The organism is Vibrio sp. Isolate30, assembly GCF_022397975.1.
Lineage (GTDB): Bacteria > Pseudomonadota > Gammaproteobacteria > Enterobacterales > Vibrionaceae > Vibrio > Vibrio fortis.
On record NZ_JAKEUS010000001.1, the window covers coordinates 1,637,640 to 1,661,492 of the forward strand.

Sequence of the window (23,853 nt, forward strand, 5' to 3'; positions counted from 1 at the left end):
GCGCAATTATAGAGCTTCTAAACAAGAAATCTTCCATTTATTACAAAAACAGGAAAGGTAATGAAATAAACCATCTGTTTATCCCTTCCTTATTATCGTCAAAAATACCCCCATAAAAGAAACAATCGTTAAAGAACACTCAACCAACTAAACAGAGACAATGACCAATGAGAAAACACTATCTATCTCAATTTCTACGCACCAAAAGCGAGCTTGAAAAAGAAGCGCTTCGTGCACTTTTAGAGCTATGTTGATCCACTAACCAGTACACTTTTTCTCGCCAAGCTACGCGAGTCGAACACCACTTAAACTGCTCCTACCCCCAATCTGAGTTTGGTTTCGACTCGCATTTATCTCAGAAAAAGCACCCTCACCCCTTATGTACCAATAACTCAAACCCTTCATAAATTTCTGTTGTCGACTCGACAAATTTAATTCGTTTTCTTAGTTGTTCGAAAAGCCTTAAGGTTCGCCCCGAAGCAAACAAGGAGCCTCTGGAAATAGACCGAGGACCTAAAAACAACTTACTAATTTGCACATACCAATCAGGTATTTACTAAGGAAACGCCATGCGTATCGCAATTCTTTCTCGCAACGAAAATCTATACTCTACCGCTCGTCTAAAGCAGGCTGGAGAAGCTCGTGGTCACCAGGTCGATGTTATCGACACGTTGCACTGTGACATAGATATCGCGAGTAACAATCCGAAGATTCGCTACATGGGTGAAGAACTGCCTCAATACGATGCAGTGATCCCACGTATTGGCGCTTCCATTACCTTCTACGGTACTGCGGTTGTACGTCAATTCGAGATGATGGGTACTTTCTGTATCAATGAATCGGTTGCGATCAGCCGCTCTCGCGACAAGCTACGTTCACTGCAGCTTTTGTCTCGTAAAGGTGTTGGTCTACCAAAAACTGGCTTTGCTAGCCGTCCTGACAAGATCCAAGATCTGATCAAGAACGTGGGTGGCGCGCCTTTGGTTATCAAACTACTTGAAGGTACTCAAGGTATCGGTGTGGTATTGGCTGAAACCAACAAAGCAGCAGAAAGCGTAATTGAAGCATTCATGGGCCTAAAAGCGAACATCTTGGTTCAAGAGTTCATTGAAGAAGCAAAAGGTGCAGATATCCGTTGCTTTGTAGTAGGTAACAAAGTGATTGCAGCAATGAAACGCCAAGCTGGCGAAGGTGAGTTCCGCTCTAACCTACACCGTGGCGGTACAGCTCAACTAGTTAAGTTGACTAAAGAAGAACGCGCTACAGCAATCAACGCAGCAAAAATCATGGGCTTGAACCTATGTGGCGTCGATATCCTACAATCTAAGAATGGCCCTGTTGTAATGGAAGTAAACTCTTCTCCAGGCCTTGAAGGTATCGAAAAAGCGACAGGTAAAGATGTGGCTGACATGATTTTCGAATTCATCGAAAAGAATGCAAAACCAAATGCAAACCGTACTCGCGGTAAAGGCTGATATTAGAAAAGATTAAAACGGTTAAAATAACCATGTAAGCCGTTAACTGATGATTGGAACAATTATGAACAACAAAATGATCATAGGGAACACTGAAGCACTTTGCTTACCTGAGTTAGGGATAACAGGATTACATACACGTGTAGACACAGGGGCAAAAACCTCATCTCTACACGTGGATAACCTTCTTTGCTTTAAAGAAGATGGTGAACGTTACGTGGAGTTTGACTTACACCCTGACGTATACCACCTAGAAGAAACGGTACGTTGCACCGCGAAACTAAAAGCGAGCAAGAAAATCAAATCGTCTAATGGTGAAGTAGAAACTCGCTGTGTGATTGAGACGCTGTTGCGTATCGGTGGTGAGCAGTGGCTTATCGATTTAACGCTGAGCAACCGTCAAGATATGACATACATGATGTTGCTTGGTCGCCAAGGCATGAGCAATAAAGTAATTGTCGACCCAAGTGAGTCTTTCTTGCTCAACTAATAGCGTTGCTCCACGACGCTATTTCTAGGGTAAAACTGAATAATACAGTTAACGATACACTCACACGCTATTTTGCCGAATACGCACCGTTGAGTGAATCAAGAGCACCACCCTTTGCAGAGGCCAGTCTTTAAGACTGGCTTTTGTCGTTTTTGCCTTTGCGCTTGTCACTAAAACCGAAACGCCAAATCGATTTCAGTAAACTCCTAAATTTGATTTTGGTGACTCTCCAATGCGTGACAGGTCTACGTGGAGCGCTAACAAGCAGGTGCTCAAACGCAGGTTGATCGAACGCCACCTGACCTCCGTGTGCCACCAGCAAAGTATCCAATTGAAGGTCGTAGATTCGCTCTACAGAGTGACGATATTGGTTGGGGTGAAAAATAGGAAATGGCGGGATCAACTTCTGTTTTACTTCGACCATGAGATCGGCCACATACGCTAAACGTTCAGATGGGCAATAAACAGACAGGTCTCGATCGGTATGGCCGGGAGTTTCCAATACTACCCAATCATCAAAGCCCGGTATGGTTTCACCGTCCGACAACTTATAATCTGGCTTTAACTTACGCGAATACCAAAGATTGGCTTTTGGCCGACCTAATCGGTTAGCCATCCAGCGCGCTAACGCCAAATCAGTCAGGTGCATCAGCATTCCATCCCAACGTGCATACCAATCGAACTCTCTGTCAGCCGACACCAACTTACACCCCGTTAAGTCTCGCAACTTATGTGCAGCCCCTGCATGGTCTGGGTGCATGTGCGTCACTACAACAGTATGTAAGTGATGAAACTTTCGCCCTAAATCTTGTTCAATAAAGGTTTTCAAATGTGGGATATCTGCTCGGCATGCGCCATCAAGCAATAACAAACGGTCAGGGTACTCCACCAAATACATGTCTTGGATATACCCTTTAATTGTGTGCAGTTGCAAAACGACTCCTTGTTCAATGCTAACTGGTCAGACCTATACAATAGCAAAGTCGCTCTCAAATGTGATCATTTTGTTAAATTAGTCAGCAAGAACACCCAGAATCAACAATAAACGAGATCTCAAAACAACTGCATATTAGGTATCTGCAATCAATGTTTGGTATTAACTCGCCGGTTCTGTTAGTGAATCAAGCAACACCTTGATATGAAGTGCTGCCTCGTCAAAATCATAGTTTGAAATAGCATTTTCCAGTTTTTCTAACACGCTCGACAACTCCGAGTGGTTAAAGGCAGCAACTAATGCTTCACATGTTTCGACAGCCGCAAAGTCGTACTCTTCGATTTGAGCCACTAACTGCTCCATCAATGGTTGGATCTGCTCCACATCCATAGCAGTCGCCACAGAGTCTGATTCACCTCGCAATGACAGATAATCACTAATCGTTAGCAAAGCTTGTTGCGCAGCCTGATTAAGGCTTTCAAACAACCCATGGTATTGCTCTTTATCATCGGCACGCAGTACATCTTCAAGTGCCCGACTGGCTTGGTAAACGCCATCACAACCAATATTGCCAGCAACGCCCTTCACAGTATGAGTCGTTAACAAGGCCTGCTTGTGATCACCTTGCTCAAGCGCGTTTTCAATCACGGACAGTGACTCCGGTAAGGTACTCGACACATTCGATAGCGCCTTGTCATAGGACGCTATACGTCCACCAAATCGAGCCACCGCTCCCATAACATCAAAACCTTGAAGCTCAGGAAGTCGAGTGTCATCTGGCATAAGAGATTCTGTTTCAGTGATGCTTAGATTGTGTGATACCCACTCATTCAGCACTTTAAACAGTCGCTCTGGGTCAATCGGTTTTGCCACGTGATCATTCATACCAGCTTCAACACACGCTTCTTTGTCGCTGGCTAATGCGTTAGCCGTCATGGCTATGATAGGTAGCTCTGTAAACCCAAGCTGTTGTCGAATCAACTGAGTCGCTTCAAATCCGTCCATGACTGGCATCTGAATATCCATGAGCACTGCATCGTACTGATGTTTAGACACTAAAGACACGGCTTGCTGGCCATCGGAGGCAACAGTCACTTCACACTGGGCCAGCTCTAATAGCTCAACGGCCACTTGTTGATTAACTTCATTATCTTCAACCAACAGAATATGCGCCCCTTTAATGCCCTGCTCTAACGCGATATCGCTGAGCGGCTGATGAGTCAGCATCGTGTTCGCTGCTATGCTCTCGTTATCGAATGATTGAGAGATAGCATCAAATAGAGAGGAAGAAGAGATAGGTTTCACCAAAAAGCCATCAACACCTTTCTGCATTGCTTGGTCTCGTACTTCATCGCCTCCATACGCCGTTACCATCACCACTTTTGGCGACACTTTAAGTGACAACTTGCGCACAGATTCCAAGGTGTCCAAGCCATTCATGTGTGGCATTTTGTAATCCATAAGAATCAGATCATATGGCTGATTCATAGAATCGGCTTCTGTAAGCTTTAATAAGGCTTGCATCCCCGAGTCGACAGCATCGGATTCTAAGCCCATCGATTGAGTCATGTTAGTTAAAATGTCTCTCGACTCGGCCGAATCATCAACCACTAAGGTTCGTAATCCTTGATAGTCGCTAGAGAGCTTGGGCTGCTTCATTGAAGCGTTGTGGTCGATATCCAGAGTGAGATCGAAAAAGAAAGTACTGCCAACACCGTGCTCGCTATCGCAACCAATCTCACCATCCATCAGCTCGACTAAGTTTTTAGAGATAGTCAGGCCAAGCCCAGTACCTCCAAACTGTCGCGTTGTTGAGCTATCCGCTTGAGTAAACGCCGAAAACAGTCGAGACATTTGTTCAGTAGTCATGCCAATCCCCGAGTCTTGAACGCTAAATCGAAGGTCTACACTGCTTTGCGACTGAGCGATTTTCTCGACCTTAACCACAACCTCACCTTCATGAGTAAACTTCACCGCGTTGTTGGTTAGATTCAGCAGCACCTGACCGATACGCAGTGGATCCCCGAGCAGCATAGTTGGAATGTCAGGATCAATAGCAATCAATAGCTCAAGGTTCTTCTCTTGGGATTTCACACTCACAATATTCGACAGGTTATCCATAACATTGGCGAGCGCAAAAGGAATCACTTCGAGATCCAACTTACCCGCTTCAATTTTGGAAAAGTCGAGAATGTCATTAATAACACCAAGCAGTGAGTTCGATGCAGTCAGGATCTTGTTGAGATAATCACTCTGTTTACGGTCTAGATCCGTTTGTAAAGCTAGGTAGCTCATACCAATGATCGCATTCATCGGAGTGCGGATTTCGTGGCTCATATTGGCAAGGAAATCACTCTTTGATCGCGTCGCTTCTTCGGCGACTGTTTTCGCTAGCTCAAGATCATTTTGAATCGATTTTAGTTCCGTCACGTCAGTCGAAAAGCCGAACATACCAATCATGGTGCCATCTTCTTCTAACAGCGGAATTTTCTTGGTTAAGAAGTGATGTTCGACTCCGTGTCTGTCTATCAAGCTATCTTCATACTCTTGAGATACGCCGCTTAATAACACTTGTTTATCGACTTGCTTAATGGCATCAGCACGTTCCGCATCAAAGATATCACTGTCTCGATTATCCAGAATATCACTCGTATCCAACCCCGTGATCGACTCAAAGTGCTTATTCACCAATTGATAGCGCCCATCCATATCTTTCAAATAGATAGAGGTACCCGTCGCGTTATCGATGATGCTCGTTAGGCGAAGTGTGCGCTCACGTACGCTGCGTTCCAACTGCTCGTTAGACTCAAGTAAAATTGCTTGTGTCCGACGCCCCAACCACAAAGAAAGCCCTGTTAAACCAACGGTCAAAAACACGGTAAAAGCGAGCAGTGAAACGATCAGGTTTCGCGTCGAAATGTAGCCCTTTAATGCCTCTTGCTCATCTATCTCAGTAACAAAACCAAACTGCTCACCCTCTCTCCATACCCAACTTCCGAGCACAGGCACGCCACGATAATCTAGGTAGCCAATACCACTGCTGCCTTTAGTATCACGGAGTGCGCCAAGGAAAGCTTTGGTGTAGTTGTCGTCATCGGCAAAGAGGCGAGGTTTAGTGCCATTTGTCACGATCTTTTGCTCTGGCGTCACCATTTGCAGATTTAGGATCGCATTGGCATTGTTATTAAGAACACCTTGTGCTCGCAATGCTGGTTCAAAACGACTGGTTGTTAGGAAGTAACCCTCTTCATCGAACGCATAAGACTCACCACTCTGCCCTACTCGTCCGGAAGAGAATATCTGACTAAACTCATGCGTAGGATCGTAACGTAGCGTCATAGCTGCAATCACTTCACCCGTTTGATTGGTGATAGGGGCTGCGATAAACATGGTCGCATCGCGATTCTGCGGCTGATCTTGATGCGCTGAACGAATGTCTGAATCAATCGGTGTGATCAGCACGGTCTCGCCTAGAAACACTCTGTCTAGCAGTTCTGGTCGTTGTTGCTGAATCACATTAATCTCACCGAGATTACTGTCTCTCATTGATCCAATGTTGATACGCTCAGGTGAGATGATAAAGAAACCTCGGTCACCATGCAGCGCTTGTTGCGAAGCAAAAAATACACGCAAATCAATCAACACAGTCGAGAACTTAATCGCCTGTTTACTCGGTTCAACCTTCAGAAGTTCTGCCACCATCGGAAGTAATGCGGGATCACGTGAGAGTGAGTCAATGTGGGCGGTTTTACCGTCTAACCAAATGTCGATACTGGTGTTGAGTGCTTCACTAATGCCCGATAGCGAGATTTGAATGTTATGTCGCGTCTGCTGTTCTACTTTGCCAATCACGAGATATGCCGCCAGTGACACCAAACTCAGCACCAAAGCAATCACTCCACTCGCCACCAGCATCATTTTGTTGGTGTACAGATTATGAATTGCTCGATTCGACAGGTATTTGTTCAAAAGAATGGGGATGAGTAATAAAGCAGCGAGGACTAAAACCGCACCAACGCTCACCTTGATGATGAGGTCTGAATTTATCGTGTTCTCCGAGAACATCTCATTCTGTTTTACTCGTCCCTCATTCGGAGTCAATTCACGAGTTTGGTATTGGCTGAGGATTGCGCTTATCTGCTCGACGCTAAGATGACTTTGGGCTTTGTTGAGTGCCGATATCACTCCTTTATCAAGGTGTTGACTGAAGGCCATTAAATAATGAATGGGTGTGCTAGTAACAATCGGTATCTCTAAGTTGAGCCACTGATTAGATGAAAGCAGATGCTCCAGCTGCATACCATCTGCAAGTAAACCCGCAAGATCGCCGTTAGCGACCTGATTGAGCCCATTTTCAGGGTCATTAACCGTGGCAAAAAACAGCTCTGGATAGGTACGATTGAGCGTTTCAATATACTGATTCGAGCCCACTACCCCTATAACACTGTCTTGATTGAGATCGCTGAGGGAGGTGATGCGCTTGTCTTGAGTTTGCGTTGCTAATGCATAGTATGAACTGATTATCGGCTTACGAATCGCATACCCCGATTGCTCAACAAAGAAATCACGTTCACCGATGAGCACATCGACTTGCGAACTTGATGAGGTTCGCGCGTTTTCTTGACGATGAAGAGAGTGATTCTGAAATGTGATGCCGACCTTACTGCCTATCGCATTTAGGAGCGCCTCATTCAAGTCGAAGCTATCTTCACTTGAAAGCTGCCCACCAATGGACTTAACGCTCAACGTCGAATCAGCCAGTACCGACTTAATCTCATCCGGTGTCAAGGCTACACTCTGCTGCGCTTCAGTCGCCAAAATACGTTTTCGCAGCTCGTTCACATCTGCCATGTCAATATGCTGCATCGCCTTAACCAAAATCGAGTGCAACAACTGACGATCTTTAGGTACGCCGATATTCATGTTATCGAGCTCAGGATTACCAATGTTGAGCTCGTTTTTGATCTCAAGGTCGTAAAGTGCATTCTCATTGATCACTTGTCTTGCAATCACAATCCGTGACAGTACAGCGTCAACTTCACCAAATTGAAGCGCCTTGAATGCTTGAGTTGAGTCTTCCCGAGGTGACAGGATTAGCTCTTCATCACGTAGAACCTCTTCGAGAAAGGATCCTTGGACAAAAGAGACTCGCTTTCCTCTCAAGCTTTCAAAAGTAGTCAAATCCGAGGTTTGCTTAGTCACAATCACATTAGGGTTGCGCGCGTAAGGCGGCGTGTACAAGAAATGGTGTTCTACTCGCTCCGGAGTTTTAATCAAGTCTAAGATTAGATCTGCATTACCGCGTAACGCTAAGTCATACACTTGGTTCCAAGGACCTGAAACAAACTCGACCTCAACGCCAATAAGTTGGGCAAGCAACTTAGCGTATTCAACAGAGAAACCTTGCGATGTTTGATTCGCAACGTAACTAAACGGCTTCCAATCTTGGTCATGCGCGACTCGAAGGGTTGGATTCTTCTCAAGCCACTCTCTTTCCTCAACAGTCAGTCCGAGATCATGCTCAGAATCGCTCAAATCCTCATGCAACCATTTAGATTGAATTGACTGCTTCTCTTTGTTGCTCATCGCGTGCAGTGTTTTCTGGATAATGGAATGCAACACCGGCAAGTCACTGTTTACTGCCATGGCGCCATCTTTGGTCGAGGTGCGCCCTGCAATACGTAAACTGCCGATGCCTCTTTGTAGCAGTTCATACGAGGCAACGGGATAGTAGTGAATCATCGCATCAGCGTGCCCAAACAATAAGCGGTCAATTGCCTCACGCGAGCTCTCTGCTACCAGTACCTCTATCTCTGGATAATCTTGTTTTATCTCCCTTTCAGATGACCATTCCGAAACCACAACGACTTTTTTACCGACGAGGTCATCGAGGCTCTTTACGCCTTTGGTATCATTACGAACCAGAATCACACTGGGATAGTCTAAATAGCTCTCTGTAAACAGCATTGGCTGTTCATCTCGCCCGTACGAAGAGATCAACGGCAACAGATCGACTTTCCCCTGTTCCATCAAATCGACCGATTGCTGCCATGAATCAGTCTTTACTCTCTCAAAGACTAAACCTGTTTTCGTCGCAATATGGTCAAGCATATCGGACACAATTCCCACGTACTCGCCTTGCTCATTGATAAACTCAACCGGAGCAAAATCAGGATCGCCAGCAAAGGTTACAACTTGATTTTTAGATAACCAGTCACGCTCTTCAACACTATATAAATGACTCTGCGACGCGGATAAATCATTGTCTAGCTGTGCAGATACTGATGCGGAACACACCATAAAAGAGAAAGGAACAAAAAATAGAGAGAGCAGCACGATCATCCATGATCGAGTGATATTGAACATAAACAGTATCCTTGTTTACCAGGGTTTCAGCGTTTTCTTGTCCTTGAAAACTCTTCCAGATTAACAACTTTGAATACGATACTCTATTAAATAGTTTTTATAAAACAATCAACTAAAAGGAAATGCGATCCCATTAACTTATAGAGAATCTAAATAGTCCAAGTATTCTATATATTATTGTGAAGCGACTGCGTCTTAATCGATCTTTTTATTGCACTCCGTGCGCAACTGGCATAATTTGAGATTAATCGATAAGGAACATCGACCGCTTTAAAGTTTCAACTGGATGCTGAAGACCTCAATTATGAACAATGTATTGCTTAATCCCACCACGGCAGAACCCACGTATGAGTTAAAACGCGTGCTCATCGTCGACGATTTTGACTCCATGACACAAACCATGGCGACGATCTTAGAATCACTCAAATTTCGTAGAATTCATCGCGCCAAAGATGGTCGGGAAGCGCTTGTTAAATTAAAAACCTACAGTATCGACTTGATTCTCTCAGACTGGAACATGCCCAAAATGAATGGGCTTGAGTTGCTAAAGACGATTCGCCGTGACGAAGAGTTTGCACACATCCCGTTTGTGATGATCACTGGCAACATTGATCAGGATGACGTCATGACCTCGATTAAGCACGGGGTCACGGATTACCTTGTTAAGCCCTTTTCACGCAGTATGTTGATTGAGCGTGTCCATAAAGCCTTTAAAGCCCCCACACCTCAACTTATTGTTGATAAAGCGGGCTCTACTGAAATTACCCGTCGTATTGAAAACATCCCTAAACCTATGCCACAAAACATCCTTTTGGTGGATGATGAACCGAATAACTTAATGGTACTGGGTGAACTACTTAAAGGACATTACAAGATTCAGGCGTGTCGAACTGGGCAAAAAGCGATAGAGCTGTGCGACAAAGACACACCACCCGACCTGATACTGCTCGATATCATGATGCCGGAAATGTCTGGGCTAGACGTCTGTAAGGCACTGAAAAGCAATCCACTAACCGAGCACATCCCTATCATTTTTGTCTCTGCACTTTCTCAAACCGATGATGTCGTCAAGGGGTTAGAATTAGGTGCGGTTGACTACATTACCAAGCTCATTACTCCCGAGATTGTGCTTGCGCGTGTAAAGAATCACATGAAGCTAGTGCAGCAACGCATGGAGATGCAGATTCAGATTGAAACCATGGTTGAAAACACACGCCTACGCGATGAAATCGATCGTATGTTTCAGCATGATCTCTGCAACCCGTTGACAGCGATCATCACCAGTTTGCCCGCTCTCGAACAAAAAGCCCAAAATTGCGATGAAGAAATCGATGTGATTCGTGAGTCTTCTATGATGATCCAGAAAATGGTCAACAGCCAAGAAACGCTGATGAAGCTAGAAGAGGACAAATACAAGGTTCAACTTAAACTCATTGATGCCCACTCCTTAATCAAAAAGCTTTGCTACGGCATGCAAGCGAAATGTGAAAAGCGTAATATCTTCATTCATTACAATGTGCCGCCTTCACATAAATACATGGGCGACTCGCTACTGAGCTACACCATGTTTTCAAACCTAATTAACAATGCCGTTGAAGCTTCACCTCCAGGGAATAACGTTAAGGTATCAAGCCACCTTGATTCAGAAGAGAAAACCGTTCGCTTCACTATCCACAATATGGGAGAGATCCCACCTTATATTCATAAGACCTTCTTCGACAAATTTGTCACAGACGGCAAAGTAACCGGAACAGGCATTGGGACTTACTCTGCTCGTCTCGCTGCGGAGGCTCAGGGTGGCACCATTGATTTCACCACGTCTTATGAAGAAGGTACGACTCTTATTCTGACTTTTCCGATTGAGTTTAGTGATTGATAAAACTGATATTCTTTTACCATTAACTCCTGCATACAACGAACATCATCCCGACCTGCAGCTCGGCTTTCTCCCACTCTCGAGCTGCTTAACGATTTTCTATTTCCCGAGTTTTATCGTGACGACAAACAACCCGATTTGTTGCACCAAGTTATTCGGACTATATAAGTGCCCCTTATTTATATGTCCGAGTGCTTTACATGAACCAAATGATCGACGCGTTATCTACCCAAGGCTATTTTGTTTGGGATGACTTCCTCACTTACGATGAAGTTGTGGCGTTGAGGGACTGTATTCCAGACAACTGGAAAAAGGCTAGGATTGGCCGTAACGAAGAAGTAACGCGCGAGTCGAGTATTCGCAGCGACAAAATCCAATGGCTAAGCCGAAATATGGGGCAACCCGCTTCGCAGTTTTTGGACAAAATGGAACAAATCCGTTTAGCGGCAAACCAAGCTTTCTTCCTTGGCTTATTTGAGTATGAAGCGCACTTTGCAAAATATGAACAAGGCGATTTCTATCAAAAGCATCTTGATTGCTTTAAAGGTAATGAAAATAGACGCTTAACGACCGTCTTCTACATGAATGACGAATGGTCTGAGCAAGATGCGGGCGAGCTTGTCGTTTATGACTTAGACGATAACCACGTAGCAACGATCCCTCCAAAAGCAGGGCGCCTTTTTGTGTTTTTCTCGGAGCAATTCCCACACGAAGTGCTGCCAACAAATACTGAGCGTTTTAGTATCGCTGGCTGGTTCCGTATCAACGGTGTAAAAGATAACCAGCTCGATATTGCACGCTAATCATTAGCACTTATCTAAACCAAGCTCCTCAATCGAGGGGCTTTGCTATTTTGTATATCAAGATCCATATCCAATGAAGCTAAACACGCCCTATGCAAACTCAATTTGTGCATCAAGGTAACGACGCTCATTGGATTATCCTTTAGACTTAGTTTAAGCATGAATAACAGTGCGTTGAAATAAGGAAACTCTATGCCTCCTATGATTGTTGGTCATCGCGGTGTTGCAGGAACGCATCCTGAAAACACCAGAGCAAGTATTGAACAAGCAGCCAAACTTGGTCTGAAATGGATTGAAGTCGATATTCAACCGACATTAGATAATCAATTGGTGGTATGTCACGACCATACACTTGAACGCTGCAGTGACGGGGTAGGACGCGTTGACGAGCATACTTTGGCAGAGCTGAAACAATTTGATTTTGGAGCGTGGAAGTCATCCGAGTTCGAAGGTGAGAAAATTCTTACTCTCCCAGAACTCTTGGTATTGGTAGAGCAACTCAATTTAAGCGTTAATCTCGAAGTTAAAGTCGATACCCGCCACCAGCCAGCTCACGTTGTTGAGTTGCTCCACGACGAACTAATTCGCTGTTCGATGGATACCGATCGTATTCTCATTTCGAGCTTTAGCCATCGGGTGGTTGAGGAAGTCAAAAAGCATCTGCCACAATACCGAGTAGGCATGATCACTGAGCAATTAGATCAACAAGATAAAACAACACTAGAAAGCGTCAGCGCCTTCAGCTGTCACTTGAATTACGCCAACCTTACTCAAGCTGACATTGATTACCTCAAACAATCTGGCCGAGAGATCTGGTGCTACACCGTTAACCAAAGCGAAGACTTTAAGTATATCGACCAAGTTAAAGCTATTTTCACCGACTACCCAACTCGGTTCGTTTAACGACCACTAAAATAAAACAAGCGATCATTGAAAATAAAAGCAGGAAAACACTCCAATCATTACCACTCAATGATGATTGGAGTCCCCATTCTGACAAGATCAATAAACTCATCCATCTCTTGGTTGGTGATCGCGATACAACCATCTGTCCAGTCAAAGCTCTGAACATAACGAGCTGAGCGACGCTCACCATTTTTCAAACCGTGTATTTTGATGTCACCGCCAGGCTCAATGTCGTACTTTTCCGCCCATTTTCGATCGGAAGGAGCGGGATAGCTGATATGAACGGAGCGATAAAAATTCGAATCTTCAAGCACATAATCGAGATAATAACGACCTTCAGGGGTTCGATTATCCCCTTCAAAGCGTTTGTGCCCCTTAGGTTGCTTACCTAGCGCTATTCGATATTCTCGCACTAATGTATCCCCACTCATCAGATACATACGCCGTGAAGATTTGTCGACTTTCACCATAGTTACAGCAAGCTGAGAGAGTAGTGGTTTGGTACGCGTTGAAGGCTCAGCTGTTGCAGCGCTTTTCGCCCAGCTCAGCACAGGTAACGAGCAGGCGCAACATAGGAAGAGAGTAACGAAGCGGCTCATACATCCTCAAGCGGCATAGACATAATTCGGGATTGAGTCACCATACCCAGCGACTCATAAAAGCGTTGCGCGTCTTGGTTAAACTCCATCACCTCTAAACGTAATTCTGTCGCGCCTTTAGCTTGTGACCATTGATTGAAAGCACGCATCATCTTTTTACCAAGACCTTGCCCTTGCACATCATCCCCAACCACTATCGTATTCACTCTTGCCACTTTATGGCCTTGGATAAAACTCACACCTATATTCTGTGTGATTTTTCCAACTAAAAAAGCCACGATCTGATCCTTTTCTTCTGCCACCAAAAAATGCCCTTCCGGCTCCAGCATTAAACCTAGCCAATAGGCTTCGGAGCCGTTAGTCGATTTGTCGGGAGAGCTAAAAACGTTGGGGGCACCTTGATGATGCTGACGATTGATCTGATCAGAGAGCTTTAATATGAATTGAATATCAGCCGCTTTGGCTGTGCGTATACGCATAGTCACTACCTTGTTTATGATTAGTTTTACCTTAGCAAAATCCATCGCTCACTGCACAATTTCCAAGAGTCGAACTTAATCTAAATCGCCTAATTAATATTAGGATCTTCTTACAAGAAATTTGTTCCGCAATTAGCCCCCTTTTCATATATCGCGAATGCTACTATCCCTAAATACCAACAAGAAGGACGGGAAAACCGATATGATTACGTTTGCTGTGATTGGGACCAATTGGATCACTCAAAAATTTGTACAGGCTGCACATGAGATGAACGCTATGCAACTAACAGCCGTTTATTCTCGAAATCTAGAGAGTGCAGTTGCATTCGGAGATGAGTTTGGCGTAGAGAAGCACTATACCGATCTACATGAACTGGCTAATGATCAAACCATCGAAGCGGTTTACATCGCCTCACCGAACTCATTTCATTGTCAGCAAGCGATCACGCTAATGAAGCACAAAAAGCATGTGATTTGCGAAAAACCGATCGCCTCAAACATCGACGAGGCAACCAAGATGTTTGAAGTCGCGAAGGAGAACAATGTCGTTCTATTCGAGGCGTACAAATCTCAATACCTGCCTAACTTTCAAGCCATTAAACAGGCACTAAATAAGATAGGTAAAATCCACAAAGCACACATCAGCTATTGTCAGTACTCCTCTCGATACCAAAGATACTTAGATGGCGAAAACCCGAACACCTTCAATCCAACTTTCTCCAATGGATCCTTAATTGATATCGGCTTTTACTCAGTGGCTGCCGCTGTTGCTCTATTTGGTAAGCCTCAAAGCGTGCAAGCATCTGCCCACTTACTTGAGTCAGGCGTCGATGCTCATGGCAGCGCGATCTTCTCCTACCCAGAGTTTGACGTGACCTTAGCCCACTCAAAAGTCAGTGACTCTTACGCATACAGTGAGATTCAAGGAGAGCTAGGTTCTATTTTGATAGACCACATTGCTGAGTGCACAGATGTGAAGATTCAATATCGCAATGGTGAAGTAGAAGACCTAAACCAGCCACAGCATGACAACTCTATGTGTTATGAAGCGAATAGGTTTGCTCAGGTACTTAACGGAGATAAAGAAGCACAATCTGAAGCGCAACAGCGTGCGCTCATCGTTTCAGAGCTCATAACAGAAATGCGTCGTCAGGTTGGTGTGCACTACCCAGCCGATGAAATTTGAGCGCAATTTGCTAACCCTATGATTTGTATAAATGAGCTACTTATAGATAAGCTTTACTTGTCTTGACGACAAATTACCTGATTAGTTGATATCTGGATCATCTGATTAAATCCGCCTTCGAAAAGCAAAGTTAATTTTAATTTATTGAAGGTGTTTAAAATGTTTTCAATCGAAGATCGTGTTGTAGCAACAAAAGGTATTGAACTAGGTGAGATGGTAGTAACAGGCCTAAGCGCTGGCGGTTTCTACGTTCACGTTACAACGATCGAGGGTGGCTTTACGCTAACTTACCCTATGCAAGATCTTAAAAAAGCATAATTAGACGTTTTTAATTCGCGGTCGAGCACTTAAAAACATCAAAGAATTAGGGCCTTGGTTAATACACTCTTCTGCATTGGAGTGAATTATCAGGGCCTTATCTGTTTCTGCGACCCACTCCTCTCTCCCCAAAGCTGCGCGCTCTTTGCGAGTTGCGAAATTTCTATTACATTTCAATACAAGTACTTATGGTCTCATATAAGTTCTGATACATTAGCGTAATCTTATGCTTTGGTAGCTTATACATTTAAGGGGAAGCCATGAAGCTTTATATCTATGATCACTGTCCATTTTGCGCTCGTGTCGCTTTTGTCGCACGTTCTTTAGAGCTTACTGTGGAACTGGTGTCGGTCGACTACCACGACGCGCAGACCTTGATTGATCTCATTGGCAAAAAGATGGTTCCAGTGTTGGAGAAAGACGACGGTTCTATCATGGCAGAAAGCCTAGATATCATCAGTTACTTCATGGATCTCGCGAACAGCGATGAGCCTCGAGAACCAGCAAATCCTGTTACTCAATTCCAAACTAGAGCTTTCCCACTCACGCAACGCATTGGTCGCCCACGTTGGTGGAAACTTGATCTTCCTGAATACCGCACAGAAGAGAGCAAAGCGGCTTGGCGCGAGAGTAAGGAAACCGAAGAGTTCAACTTCGACAAACTGATTGAGCAGACACCTCAGTTTGTACAACTCATCAATCCACTTCTAAAAGATGCAGAGCTACTGCTTAATTTTGAAAAGGGCGAATCTACCCTACCGCTTATCGATCAAGCGGTTTACTTCTCAATGCTGCGCGGTTTCTACGTTGAATCAAGCATTGAATGGCCTCCCACACTCGATCGTTGGATGGAACGAAAAAGCAAAGAGCTCGGCGTTGGGCTTCTAGAATAAACCAAAAACCGAAGCATCAGGCTTCGGTTTTTATTTAGTGCGTTTAGGTTGCCGTCGATGTTCTAATCCTGACCAATCTTCTTCATGATAGACATCAACTCTTGATCCAGTTCTGCATGTGTTAGCTTCCCAGTCACCACGTCAAAATTATCGTAAAAGCTTGGTATCGATAGATGCCCTTGTACATCCGCGTCAAAATACGGCGCTGAAGCGACAGCCGAAGCCAAAACAGAACTTGCTCCACCCGCACCGGGTGAGGTCGCTAACATCACGACAGGCTTGCCCTGATATACCTTCATATTAATGCGAGATACCCAGTCAAAGATGTTCTTAAACGCAGCCGTGTAAGTCCCATTATATTCAGCAAACGAGAGCACGACAGCATCTGACCCCGTGATTTTATTGAAGAACTGATGCGCGAGTTCAGGAATACCTTGGTTCTTCTCACGCTGTTGGCTGTAAATCGGCATTTCAAAGTCGTTTAGGTCTAGAGTCTCTACCTCTGCGCCTGTGACTAGGCCAGCCGCATAAGTTGCCAGTTGTTTGTTGATGGATTCAGTGCTGTTGGTCGCGCCAATTGCTAGTATTTTCATTATTTAAGCCTCTGGTTTATCTAAAAATGGAATAAATGCTTGGTAAGAAACCTGAGGCTCTAGATCAAAATGTTGCTTGAGTGCCCGATAAAAATCCGACTCGCTTTCTAGCTCAAACTCTTGCTCCACAACGCCTTGGCGCACCTTTAACGTTCGGTTAAATAAGGTAGTGATACCATCATCAGTGGGTCTTACTACAACGCAGTTCTGCGTAAACAGAGAGCTCGGGTGTGTAGAGGTAAAATGGTTGCCATACTCAAGATCGTTCCACACCACATGATTCATATCCAAGCTATACAGGTTTTTCCACCTGTTCTCTTCAAACGTCTGCAGCATATTTCCAAACAGTGGATCTTTAATGAAACGAAACGTTTGAAGATCTGTCTTAATCTCTCGATCAAACACAAGTGGTAACGGTGCTCGCGGCGTATTAGTGCCAAAGCCGCCATCTACAATCCACTGTTGATCGCCAATGGTGACCAAGTTGATACGATGACCATGCCCTGTCGGTTGCTCACCAAAATGCACCCGCCCCAGCAGAGGGCGAATAGTAAAACCAAGGTATGAAAGAACATTAAACAACAAGCCGTTAAGTTCCTGGCAGTAACCCCCTCGCTTGTGCACAACTAATTTTTCAAATATTGCCTCTTGGGTAATATCAATCAACTCACCATTTAGAATGGCCAAATTCTCAAACGGTATCGCACGATGCTGATGATGGTGGATTAGTCTTAAAGTCGATTCATTGAGCTCAGGTTGATGAGTTAAACCAATGCGTTGGAAGTACTGTTCAATCATTTGTGGATTCATATCATGCCTTTATATTTGGTTGGAGAGACTCTCTCCTTATCGCTTGGTTGGCATCTTAAATCCTCAAGTTAACTTTAGGTAAAGCACTTTTTTCAATTATTTTTGGGGAGTCATGAAAGAGGAAGGAATAAATCAGCAAACAGATTTTTAAGCGAACTGTTATTGAACGAACAAACTGTAAGCTAGTAACACTCAATCCCCCATTCCATATTGATGTAATGCTCGCCCGCAGGAGCGCTGTAGTCTTGCAAATCGATGCGTGCGCTGACTGTTACTTCTGGATAATCACGCAAAACATCAGCCTGCAGCTCAACGCCTTGTTGCCAGAAATCAACATCTCCCTGATGACGAAAGGCACCATCCACCCGAAAGTGCACCTGAGACCGATCTGCTACTGGCTCAAAGCTACCGATGTCAAAATGAACCAATTTCAGTAGAACACGCCCACCCTTTCTGTTCGAAGTGAGCTTAAAACGCAGTGCTTGCCCTTCATAACGTTGTCCAAAATTCAGCTCACCAGCATTATCAATCACTGCAATGCCGCATTGTTCGTGGACATGCTTAGAGAACCTAAGACTCTGGTGTTGAGTTGATGCAGCCACTTGAAATGCACAGAGCATAGGAAGCAGGAGTAAAGTAACGACGTTTCTCAATTGACTATCACCCTCACAATAAAGTCTCTTACCGCTTCTTTAGTGGACAGCTCAGTGCTTTTAATTTGATCATTTTCTAGTGACATCAAATAGGTTGAGTTAATGGATATCTTTTTTCCATTGTATTTATAGTCGACGATGAGATCACAGGATATATATTCGTCATTGGCATGTTCCATCATTGTATTTGAGTAATCATAGCGGCTACTGATATTCATTAACTTCACTTGAGTCCAATTAATATATTCTGAGCTAGATATAGCATCGAATATACGATTTTCATGATATTCAGCTCCCCTTACACAGCTTTCATTCAAAATATCATTATCTTTATGTGCTTTATTATTTTGACTTAATGCATAAGGGGAAAGAAAAATCACTAGAAATAGAAATAACATTGTTTTCATCATACGACCTAAAAAACCCTCTCATGAGGGTTTTAGTTATTAATCACATTCAATGATCCAGTTGGTCACTAATTCATAGTCATCAGCATCTAGGTTACTCTCATCAACGGATACTCGAGCCGCTAGATTCACTAAATTGTTTGACCTGAGGTCGTCTCGAGTGAATTCTATCCCCTCCTCCCATTCCGGTGCAGTCATATCTGCAGACACGGAACTTTCAGCTCTAAAGTGGACATCATTTATGGTAACTTGATCTCCTAACTCTTCAGTCGTAATAGGCTCGACCTTAAACTCAATCTTGCCATTTTTCTCATTGTTAATGAGTTTGACCTGGGCCGTAGAGTCTAAATAGCTGTCACCAAAAGCAAGGTCAGCCGTGGCTGCCGTTACGTCGATACCACATTGCTTTTCTACCGTCGCAGAAAAGGTCACATCTCCGCTAGTGACTTCATCTTCATCGTTGGGTGGGTTTGCGTATGCTGTCGATACTGACAACACACCACAAGCAGTTAGCAGCAATAACTGTTTTCCTTTCTTCATCTCTTACTCCGAAAAGGTTGTATTCATTTGTTTCATCTTGAGAAGACGATACTTCTCAGCTTCGATTTGCAGCAGTTTAAGCTCGTGTTCTGCTTGAGCTAACTCTTCTTCTCTCTTCCTCTCTCTCAATTCAAATTCGTATAAGCGAGAGCAATCCACTCTCTCTTCACCACCAAATTGGAAGGTGATGGCGGCATAAATACCTGCTTCATCTTGGTTTTGGTGGTAGTAGTTACTTGGATCGCCACCATAGTAGTTATCACTGTCCTCATTGCCGGTAGCTCCGTACGTACCAAATTGAATGGTTTTACCGGTCGAAATCGCTTGCTCACATGACGCGCCTTCCGAGGTTCGAATACGGTCAGTTCCAGATGGATTGGAGACACTCGGAATCGGGTTAGCGTGTAACATAGCGGGAACAAATAGCGCCACAATCGATAATAATATTCGCCTCATCATCAATACCTTTCGAATTTAATATTGGTACACACTTCATAGCTATTTGGAGAGTCCGTTACCATTCGAGTACATATTTTTTTCTTGGTTTTCTGGCCAGCAGGTGTCTTAACATGAATATTTAATTCAATATCTTGGTTTGGGCCTAAACTCAGTTTATTCGGAAATGACTTGTTATCTATTCGGAGGTAATAGTCGGCTTTTTTGTTGTACTTATTTACTAACGTAAACTTAACTTCGGTTTTATCAGAATAAGCTTGAAACTGTTTGTTATCCCACACATGTAAATTCGCCATAGCAGGCAGACTCATCGTTAGTAGAGCAGATAAAATTAATATGGTGGTTTTCATCTAGTTATAATCTCAATCAAATTAGTTACAGCAAGACTATTTGAGATATTTAGCGATTTTTTACCATTTTGCGCCACCTTATCTATTTTGTTCGGTGAATAAGTTGTTATTTACGTAGCAATGACATTGCCTTGAACAACGCCTAACAAATAGCACTAGAACAAAAGAGTAGAAGCTTGGTTTCGCAGATAGGAGTGATTTCGAAAGAAGGCCAGTTTTAAGAGTGGATTAAGATATGAAAGAGGAAAGATCAACCTTGCTGCCTCAACAAGACAGCAAGATCGTCATGAAAACGAAAGATCAAAGAAGTCGGCGTCTCAGACCGGTTCGCTCTAAAATTCGCGTTGAGATCTCTTCGACCGAAAGTGAAGAGGTATTGATGTACGGAATCGCCTCTCGTCGGAAAAGCCCCTCTACCGTTTGCAACTCGTAGAGACACTGCGAGTCACTAGCGTATTCACTTCCAGCTAGACGGTTTTCACGAATCTCAGTCAAACGTTCTGCATCAATCGTTAAACCAAATAACTTATGACGATGGATCTCAAATTCAGGCAGGAGTCTCAGTCGCGCAATATCGTCATGGATAAATGGGTAGTTAGCGACGCGCAACCCGAACTGCATCGCCATGTAGAGACTAGTCGGTGTCTTTCCGCTACGAGATACACCAAGAAGAATAATATCAGCCTCTTCCAGCCCTCTTAACGTAATTCCGTCATCATGCGCGAGCGTGTATTCAATCGCTGCGATACGGTCGAAATACTTATCCGAATCTTTATCTACACTGCGTGAGCGCTGCAGTTTCGGTTTGGGAGCCATCTTGGTGTCATCTTGCACCTTCTGCACGATGCTTTCTAACACGTCATAACAGTGCGCTGGAGCTGCCAACAGCTTTTTCTTGATGTCGGGGATAACAATCGAAAAAAACACCAGAGGTTCGTAACCTGTCGTTTGGTAGGAAATCTCGATCTCTTTGAGCAAGTCACTCAATTTGTCTTCGCTTTCTACAAACGGAAAGGTTTTTTCATTAGCTTTGAAGGGAAATTGACCTAGAACAACGTGCCCTAAAGTCTCACATGTTATGGCCGTTCCATCAGAAACATAGAATACATCACGACTTTGAATATCAATTTGCATTTTTTATTTAATGTTTAAAATTATTTTGAGTAGGATGGACACCATAATATATATAACAAAAGCCTGCTGACTATTACGTTCCCCACAGGTTTGAAAAATTTTTAACATTTTTTTCAATTCTGACGTAATCGTTTGCCTTTAAATCCCTACAAAACTTGCTATGTTTCTGGAGAAATAAATGCAAAATAATACCCTATGGTTCAATGGCCTATCCATGGAAGATGTCGACAAGGTCGGCGGTAAGAACGCCTCACTTGGCGAGATGGTTTCTAACCTATCCAATGCTGGTGTTTCTGTACCAAATGGTTTTGCTACCACTTCTTATGCGTTTAATGAGTTCCTTGATTACAAAGGCCTTGATGAGCGTATTCACCAACTACTTGATGAACTTGATGTTGAAGACGTTGAAGCTCTGCGTAAGACAGGTGCAACGATTCGCCAATGGGTTCTTGAAGCCCCTTTCCCAGAATCCCTAGAGCAAGATATCCGCGACAACTACCGTGAACTGATCGAAGGCAATGACGAATTGTCTGTAGCAGTTCGTTCATCGGCAACGGCGGAAGACCTTCCTGATGCTTCGTTTGCAGGTCAACAAGAGACTTTCCTGAACGTAAAAGGCATCGATGCTGTTCTAGAAGCAACAAAGCACGTATACGCGTCTCTGTTCAACGACCGCGCGATCTCTTACCGTGTACACCAAGGCTTTGACCACCGTGGTATCTCGCTTTCTGCAGGTATCCAACGCATGGTTCGTTCAGACAAAGCATCTTCAGGTGTCATGTTCACGCTCGATACTGAATCTGGCTTCGATCAAGTGGTATTCATCACTTCATCTTGGGGTCTAGGCGAAATGGTCGTTCAAGGTGCAGTGAACCCAGATGAGTTCTACGTTCACAAGCCGATGCTTGAAGCAGGTCAGTACCCTATCGTTAAGAAAACGTTCGGCTCTAAGCTGATCAAGATGATCTACTCAACTAACCAAGAGATCGGTAAGCAAGTTGATATCATCGACACAGACACTCAAGAGCGTAACGAGTTCTCACTGAACGATGAAGAGATCAAAGAGCTAGCAAAACAAGCGATGATCATCGAGAAGCACTACCAACGTCCAATGGACATTGAGTGGGCGAAAGATGGCATCGACGGCAAGCTATACATTGTACAAGCACGCCCAGAGACCGTATGTTCTCAGAGCGAGCAAAACGTGATTGAACGTTACGAGCTAAGCAACAAAGCAGATGTAGCCGTTGAAGGTCGTGCAATCGGCCAACGCATCGGCTCTGGCCCTGTTCGTTTGGTTGATTCACTGGATCAAATGTCTTTGGTTCAAGAAGGTGACGTTCTAGTCACTGACATGACTGACCCAGATTGGGAACCAGTGATGAAGAAAGCGTCTGCGATTGTAACCAACCGTGGTGGTCGTACTTGTCACGCAGCGATCATCGCTCGTGAACTGGGTATCCCAGCAATTGTTGGTTGTGGCGACGCGACGAGCCGCCTAAAAGATGGCTCTACAGTGACAGTATCGTGTGCAGAAGGTGAAACAGGTTACGTTTATCAAGGCGAGCTAGATTTCGAAATCAAGCGTTCTGCCGTTGACGAACTACCACTGCTTCCAACCAAAGTGATGATGAACGTGGGCAACCCAGATCGTGCGTTCGACTTCGCTCAAATCCCTAACGAAGGTGTTGGTCTGGCTCGTCTTGAGTTCATCATCAACAAGATGATCGGTATTCACCCGAAAGCGCTACTTAACTTTGACGCACAGAGCGATGAGCTTAAAGCTGAAATCACTGAGCGCATCCGTGGCTACAAAGATCCTATCGATTTCTACGTAAGCAAGCTAACAGAGGGCATCGCAACTATCGCTTCTGCGTTCTGGCCTAAGCGTGTGATCGTACGTATGTCTGACTTTAAGTCTAACGAATACAGCAACCTAGTCGGTGGTAAAGAGTTTGAACCGCACGAAGAGAACCCAATGCTGGGCTTCCGTGGTGCTTCTCGTTACATCTCACCAGTATTTGAAGACTGCTTTGAGCTAGAAACTCAAGCGATCAAGCGCGTACGCAACGAAATGGCTCTTAAGAACGTTGAAATTATGATTCCTTTCGTTCGTACTCCAAGCGAAGCGGCATCGGTTATCGACCTACTGGCGAAATTCAACCTACGTCGTGGTGATCAAGGTCTGAAAGTGATCATGATGTGTGAGCTGCCATCTAACGCTGTATTGGCGGAAGAGTTCTTGAAGTACTTCGATGGTTTCTCTATTGGTTCTAACGACATGACTCAGCTAACACTTGGTCTTGACCGTGACTCTGGTGATGTTGCTCATCTATTTGACGAGCGTAACCCAGCAGTGAAAGCAATGCTGAAGATGGCGATTGATGCGGCAACTAAAGCAGGCAAGTACGTGGGTATCTGTGGCCAAGGCCCATCGGATCACGATGACCTAGCCGAGTGGCTAATGGAGCAAGGTATCAGCTCTGTATCTCTAAACCCAGATACGGTTATTGATACTTGGTTGAAGTTAGGCAATGTTGCTAACAAATAACCTTCTCTAATCAAGAGACGAATAAAGCCAGTCA

19 protein-coding genes and 1 pseudogene are annotated in these 23,853 nt (G+C 44.2%); 9 read left to right on the forward strand and 11 right to left on the reverse strand.

The features are described 5' to 3' along the window. Positions 1-569: 569 nt before the first annotated feature. Positions 570-1,475: a 30S ribosomal protein S6--L-glutamate ligase gene (gene rimK, locus L1D60_RS07115; RefSeq protein ID WP_032550186.1), complete on the forward strand. Its 906-nt coding sequence runs from the start codon at positions 570-572 to the stop codon at positions 1,473-1,475. Between the two features lie 64 nt (positions 1,476-1,539). Beyond that, on the forward strand, positions 1,540-1,965 hold the full coding sequence (locus L1D60_RS07120) for a RimK/LysX family protein (RefSeq protein WP_239840390.1): 426 nt from the start codon (positions 1,540-1,542) through the stop codon (positions 1,963-1,965). A 130-nt stretch (positions 1,966-2,095) separates the two neighbouring features. Here the strand turns inward: L1D60_RS07120 and L1D60_RS07125 are convergent, their stop codons facing one another. Both L1D60_RS07125 and L1D60_RS07130 read right to left on the reverse strand, forming a co-directional pair. After that, entirely contained in the window at positions 2,096-2,899 is an 804-nt protein-coding gene (locus L1D60_RS07125; RefSeq protein ID WP_239840391.1) for an MBL fold metallo-hydrolase, read from the reverse strand. Between the two features lie 162 nt (positions 2,900-3,061). Continuing rightward, entirely contained in the window at positions 3,062-9,265 is a 6,204-nt protein-coding gene (locus L1D60_RS07130) for a transporter substrate-binding domain-containing protein (RefSeq protein WP_239840392.1), read from the reverse strand. Between the two features lie 304 nt (positions 9,266-9,569). Between L1D60_RS07130 and L1D60_RS07135 the strand changes: the two genes are divergently transcribed. The 3 genes from L1D60_RS07135 to L1D60_RS07145 all read left to right on the forward strand — a co-directional run bounded on the left by L1D60_RS07135 (position 9,570) and on the right by L1D60_RS07145 (position 12,847). Next, positions 9,570-11,141: a response regulator gene (locus L1D60_RS07135; RefSeq protein ID WP_239840393.1), complete on the forward strand. Its 1,572-nt coding sequence runs from the start codon at positions 9,570-9,572 to the stop codon at positions 11,139-11,141. Positions 11,142-11,341: 200 nt separating this feature from the next. Further along, positions 11,342-11,944, forward strand: a complete 603-nt coding sequence (locus tag L1D60_RS07140) for a 2OG-Fe(II) oxygenase (RefSeq protein WP_239840394.1) — start codon at positions 11,342-11,344, stop codon at positions 11,942-11,944. A 192-nt stretch (positions 11,945-12,136) separates the two neighbouring features. After that, positions 12,137-12,847, forward strand: coding sequence for a glycerophosphodiester phosphodiesterase family protein (locus L1D60_RS07145; protein ID WP_239840395.1), 711 nt, complete (start codon positions 12,137-12,139; stop codon positions 12,845-12,847). A 59-nt stretch (positions 12,848-12,906) separates the two neighbouring features. On the opposite strand, the pseudogene L1D60_RS07150 reads toward L1D60_RS07145, so the two are convergent. Together L1D60_RS07150 and L1D60_RS07155 are read right to left on the reverse strand one after the other, a co-directional pair. After that, positions 12,907-13,326: pseudogene (locus tag L1D60_RS07150) on the reverse strand (L,D-transpeptidase family protein); the annotation flags it as partial. A gap of 119 nt (positions 13,327-13,445) precedes the next feature. Beyond that, positions 13,446-13,928: a GNAT family N-acetyltransferase gene (locus L1D60_RS07155; RefSeq protein ID WP_239840396.1), complete on the reverse strand. Its 483-nt coding sequence runs from the start codon at positions 13,926-13,928 to the stop codon at positions 13,446-13,448. A gap of 202 nt (positions 13,929-14,130) precedes the next feature. Here L1D60_RS07155 and L1D60_RS07160 point away from each other — a divergent pair, with 202 nt between their 5' ends. From L1D60_RS07160 to grxB, 3 genes are all read left to right on the forward strand, one after another. Then, entirely contained in the window at positions 14,131-15,114 is a 984-nt protein-coding gene (locus L1D60_RS07160; protein WP_239840397.1) for a Gfo/Idh/MocA family oxidoreductase, read from the forward strand. Between the two features lie 159 nt (positions 15,115-15,273). After that, positions 15,274-15,432: a hypothetical protein gene (locus L1D60_RS07165; RefSeq protein ID WP_239840398.1), complete on the forward strand. Its 159-nt coding sequence runs from the start codon at positions 15,274-15,276 to the stop codon at positions 15,430-15,432. Positions 15,433-15,692: 260 nt separating this feature from the next. Next, a complete protein-coding gene (gene grxB / locus L1D60_RS07170; protein WP_239840399.1) occupies positions 15,693-16,325 on the forward strand; it encodes a glutaredoxin 2 in 633 nt (210 codons plus the stop codon). A gap of 62 nt (positions 16,326-16,387) precedes the next feature. On the opposite strand, the gene L1D60_RS07175 is transcribed toward grxB, so the two are convergent. From L1D60_RS07175 to L1D60_RS07205, 7 genes are all read right to left on the reverse strand, one after another. Further along, a complete protein-coding gene (locus L1D60_RS07175; RefSeq protein WP_239840400.1) occupies positions 16,388-16,918 on the reverse strand; it encodes an NAD(P)H-dependent oxidoreductase in 531 nt (176 codons plus the stop codon). A gap of 3 nt (positions 16,919-16,921) precedes the next feature. After that, complete coding sequence (locus L1D60_RS07180; RefSeq protein WP_239840401.1) at positions 16,922-17,728, reverse strand: arylamine N-acetyltransferase; 807 nt, start codon at positions 17,726-17,728, stop codon at positions 16,922-16,924. Between the two features lie 182 nt (positions 17,729-17,910). Further along, positions 17,911-18,381, reverse strand: coding sequence for a hypothetical protein (locus L1D60_RS07185; RefSeq protein WP_239840402.1), 471 nt, complete (start codon positions 18,379-18,381; stop codon positions 17,911-17,913). Further along, positions 18,378-18,788 (reverse strand): hypothetical protein, encoded by a 411-nt coding sequence (locus L1D60_RS07190; protein ID WP_239840403.1) that lies wholly within the window; start codon positions 18,786-18,788, stop codon positions 18,378-18,380. Before L1D60_RS07190 ends, L1D60_RS07185 begins: the two co-directional genes overlap by 4 nt. Before the next feature lie 39 nt (positions 18,789-18,827). After that, the gene (locus L1D60_RS07195; protein ID WP_239840404.1) at positions 18,828-19,328 is read right to left on the reverse strand and encodes a hypothetical protein; all 501 of its coding nucleotides are present in this window, start codon (positions 19,326-19,328) and stop codon (positions 18,828-18,830) included. A 3-nt stretch (positions 19,329-19,331) separates the two neighbouring features. Further along, complete coding sequence (locus L1D60_RS07200; RefSeq protein WP_239840405.1) at positions 19,332-19,784, reverse strand: hypothetical protein; 453 nt, start codon at positions 19,782-19,784, stop codon at positions 19,332-19,334. A gap of 650 nt (positions 19,785-20,434) precedes the next feature. Then, positions 20,435-21,268 (reverse strand): pyruvate, water dikinase regulatory protein, encoded by an 834-nt coding sequence (locus tag L1D60_RS07205; protein ID WP_239840406.1) that lies wholly within the window; start codon positions 21,266-21,268, stop codon positions 20,435-20,437. Between the two features lie 178 nt (positions 21,269-21,446). Between L1D60_RS07205 and ppsA the strand changes: the two genes are divergently transcribed. Continuing rightward, positions 21,447-23,819 carry a phosphoenolpyruvate synthase gene (gene ppsA / locus L1D60_RS07210; RefSeq protein WP_239840407.1) on the forward strand — a complete coding sequence of 791 codons (2,373 nt, stop codon included), beginning with the start codon at positions 21,447-21,449 and terminating at the stop codon, positions 23,817-23,819. The last annotated feature ends 34 nt before the right edge of the window (positions 23,820-23,853 follow it).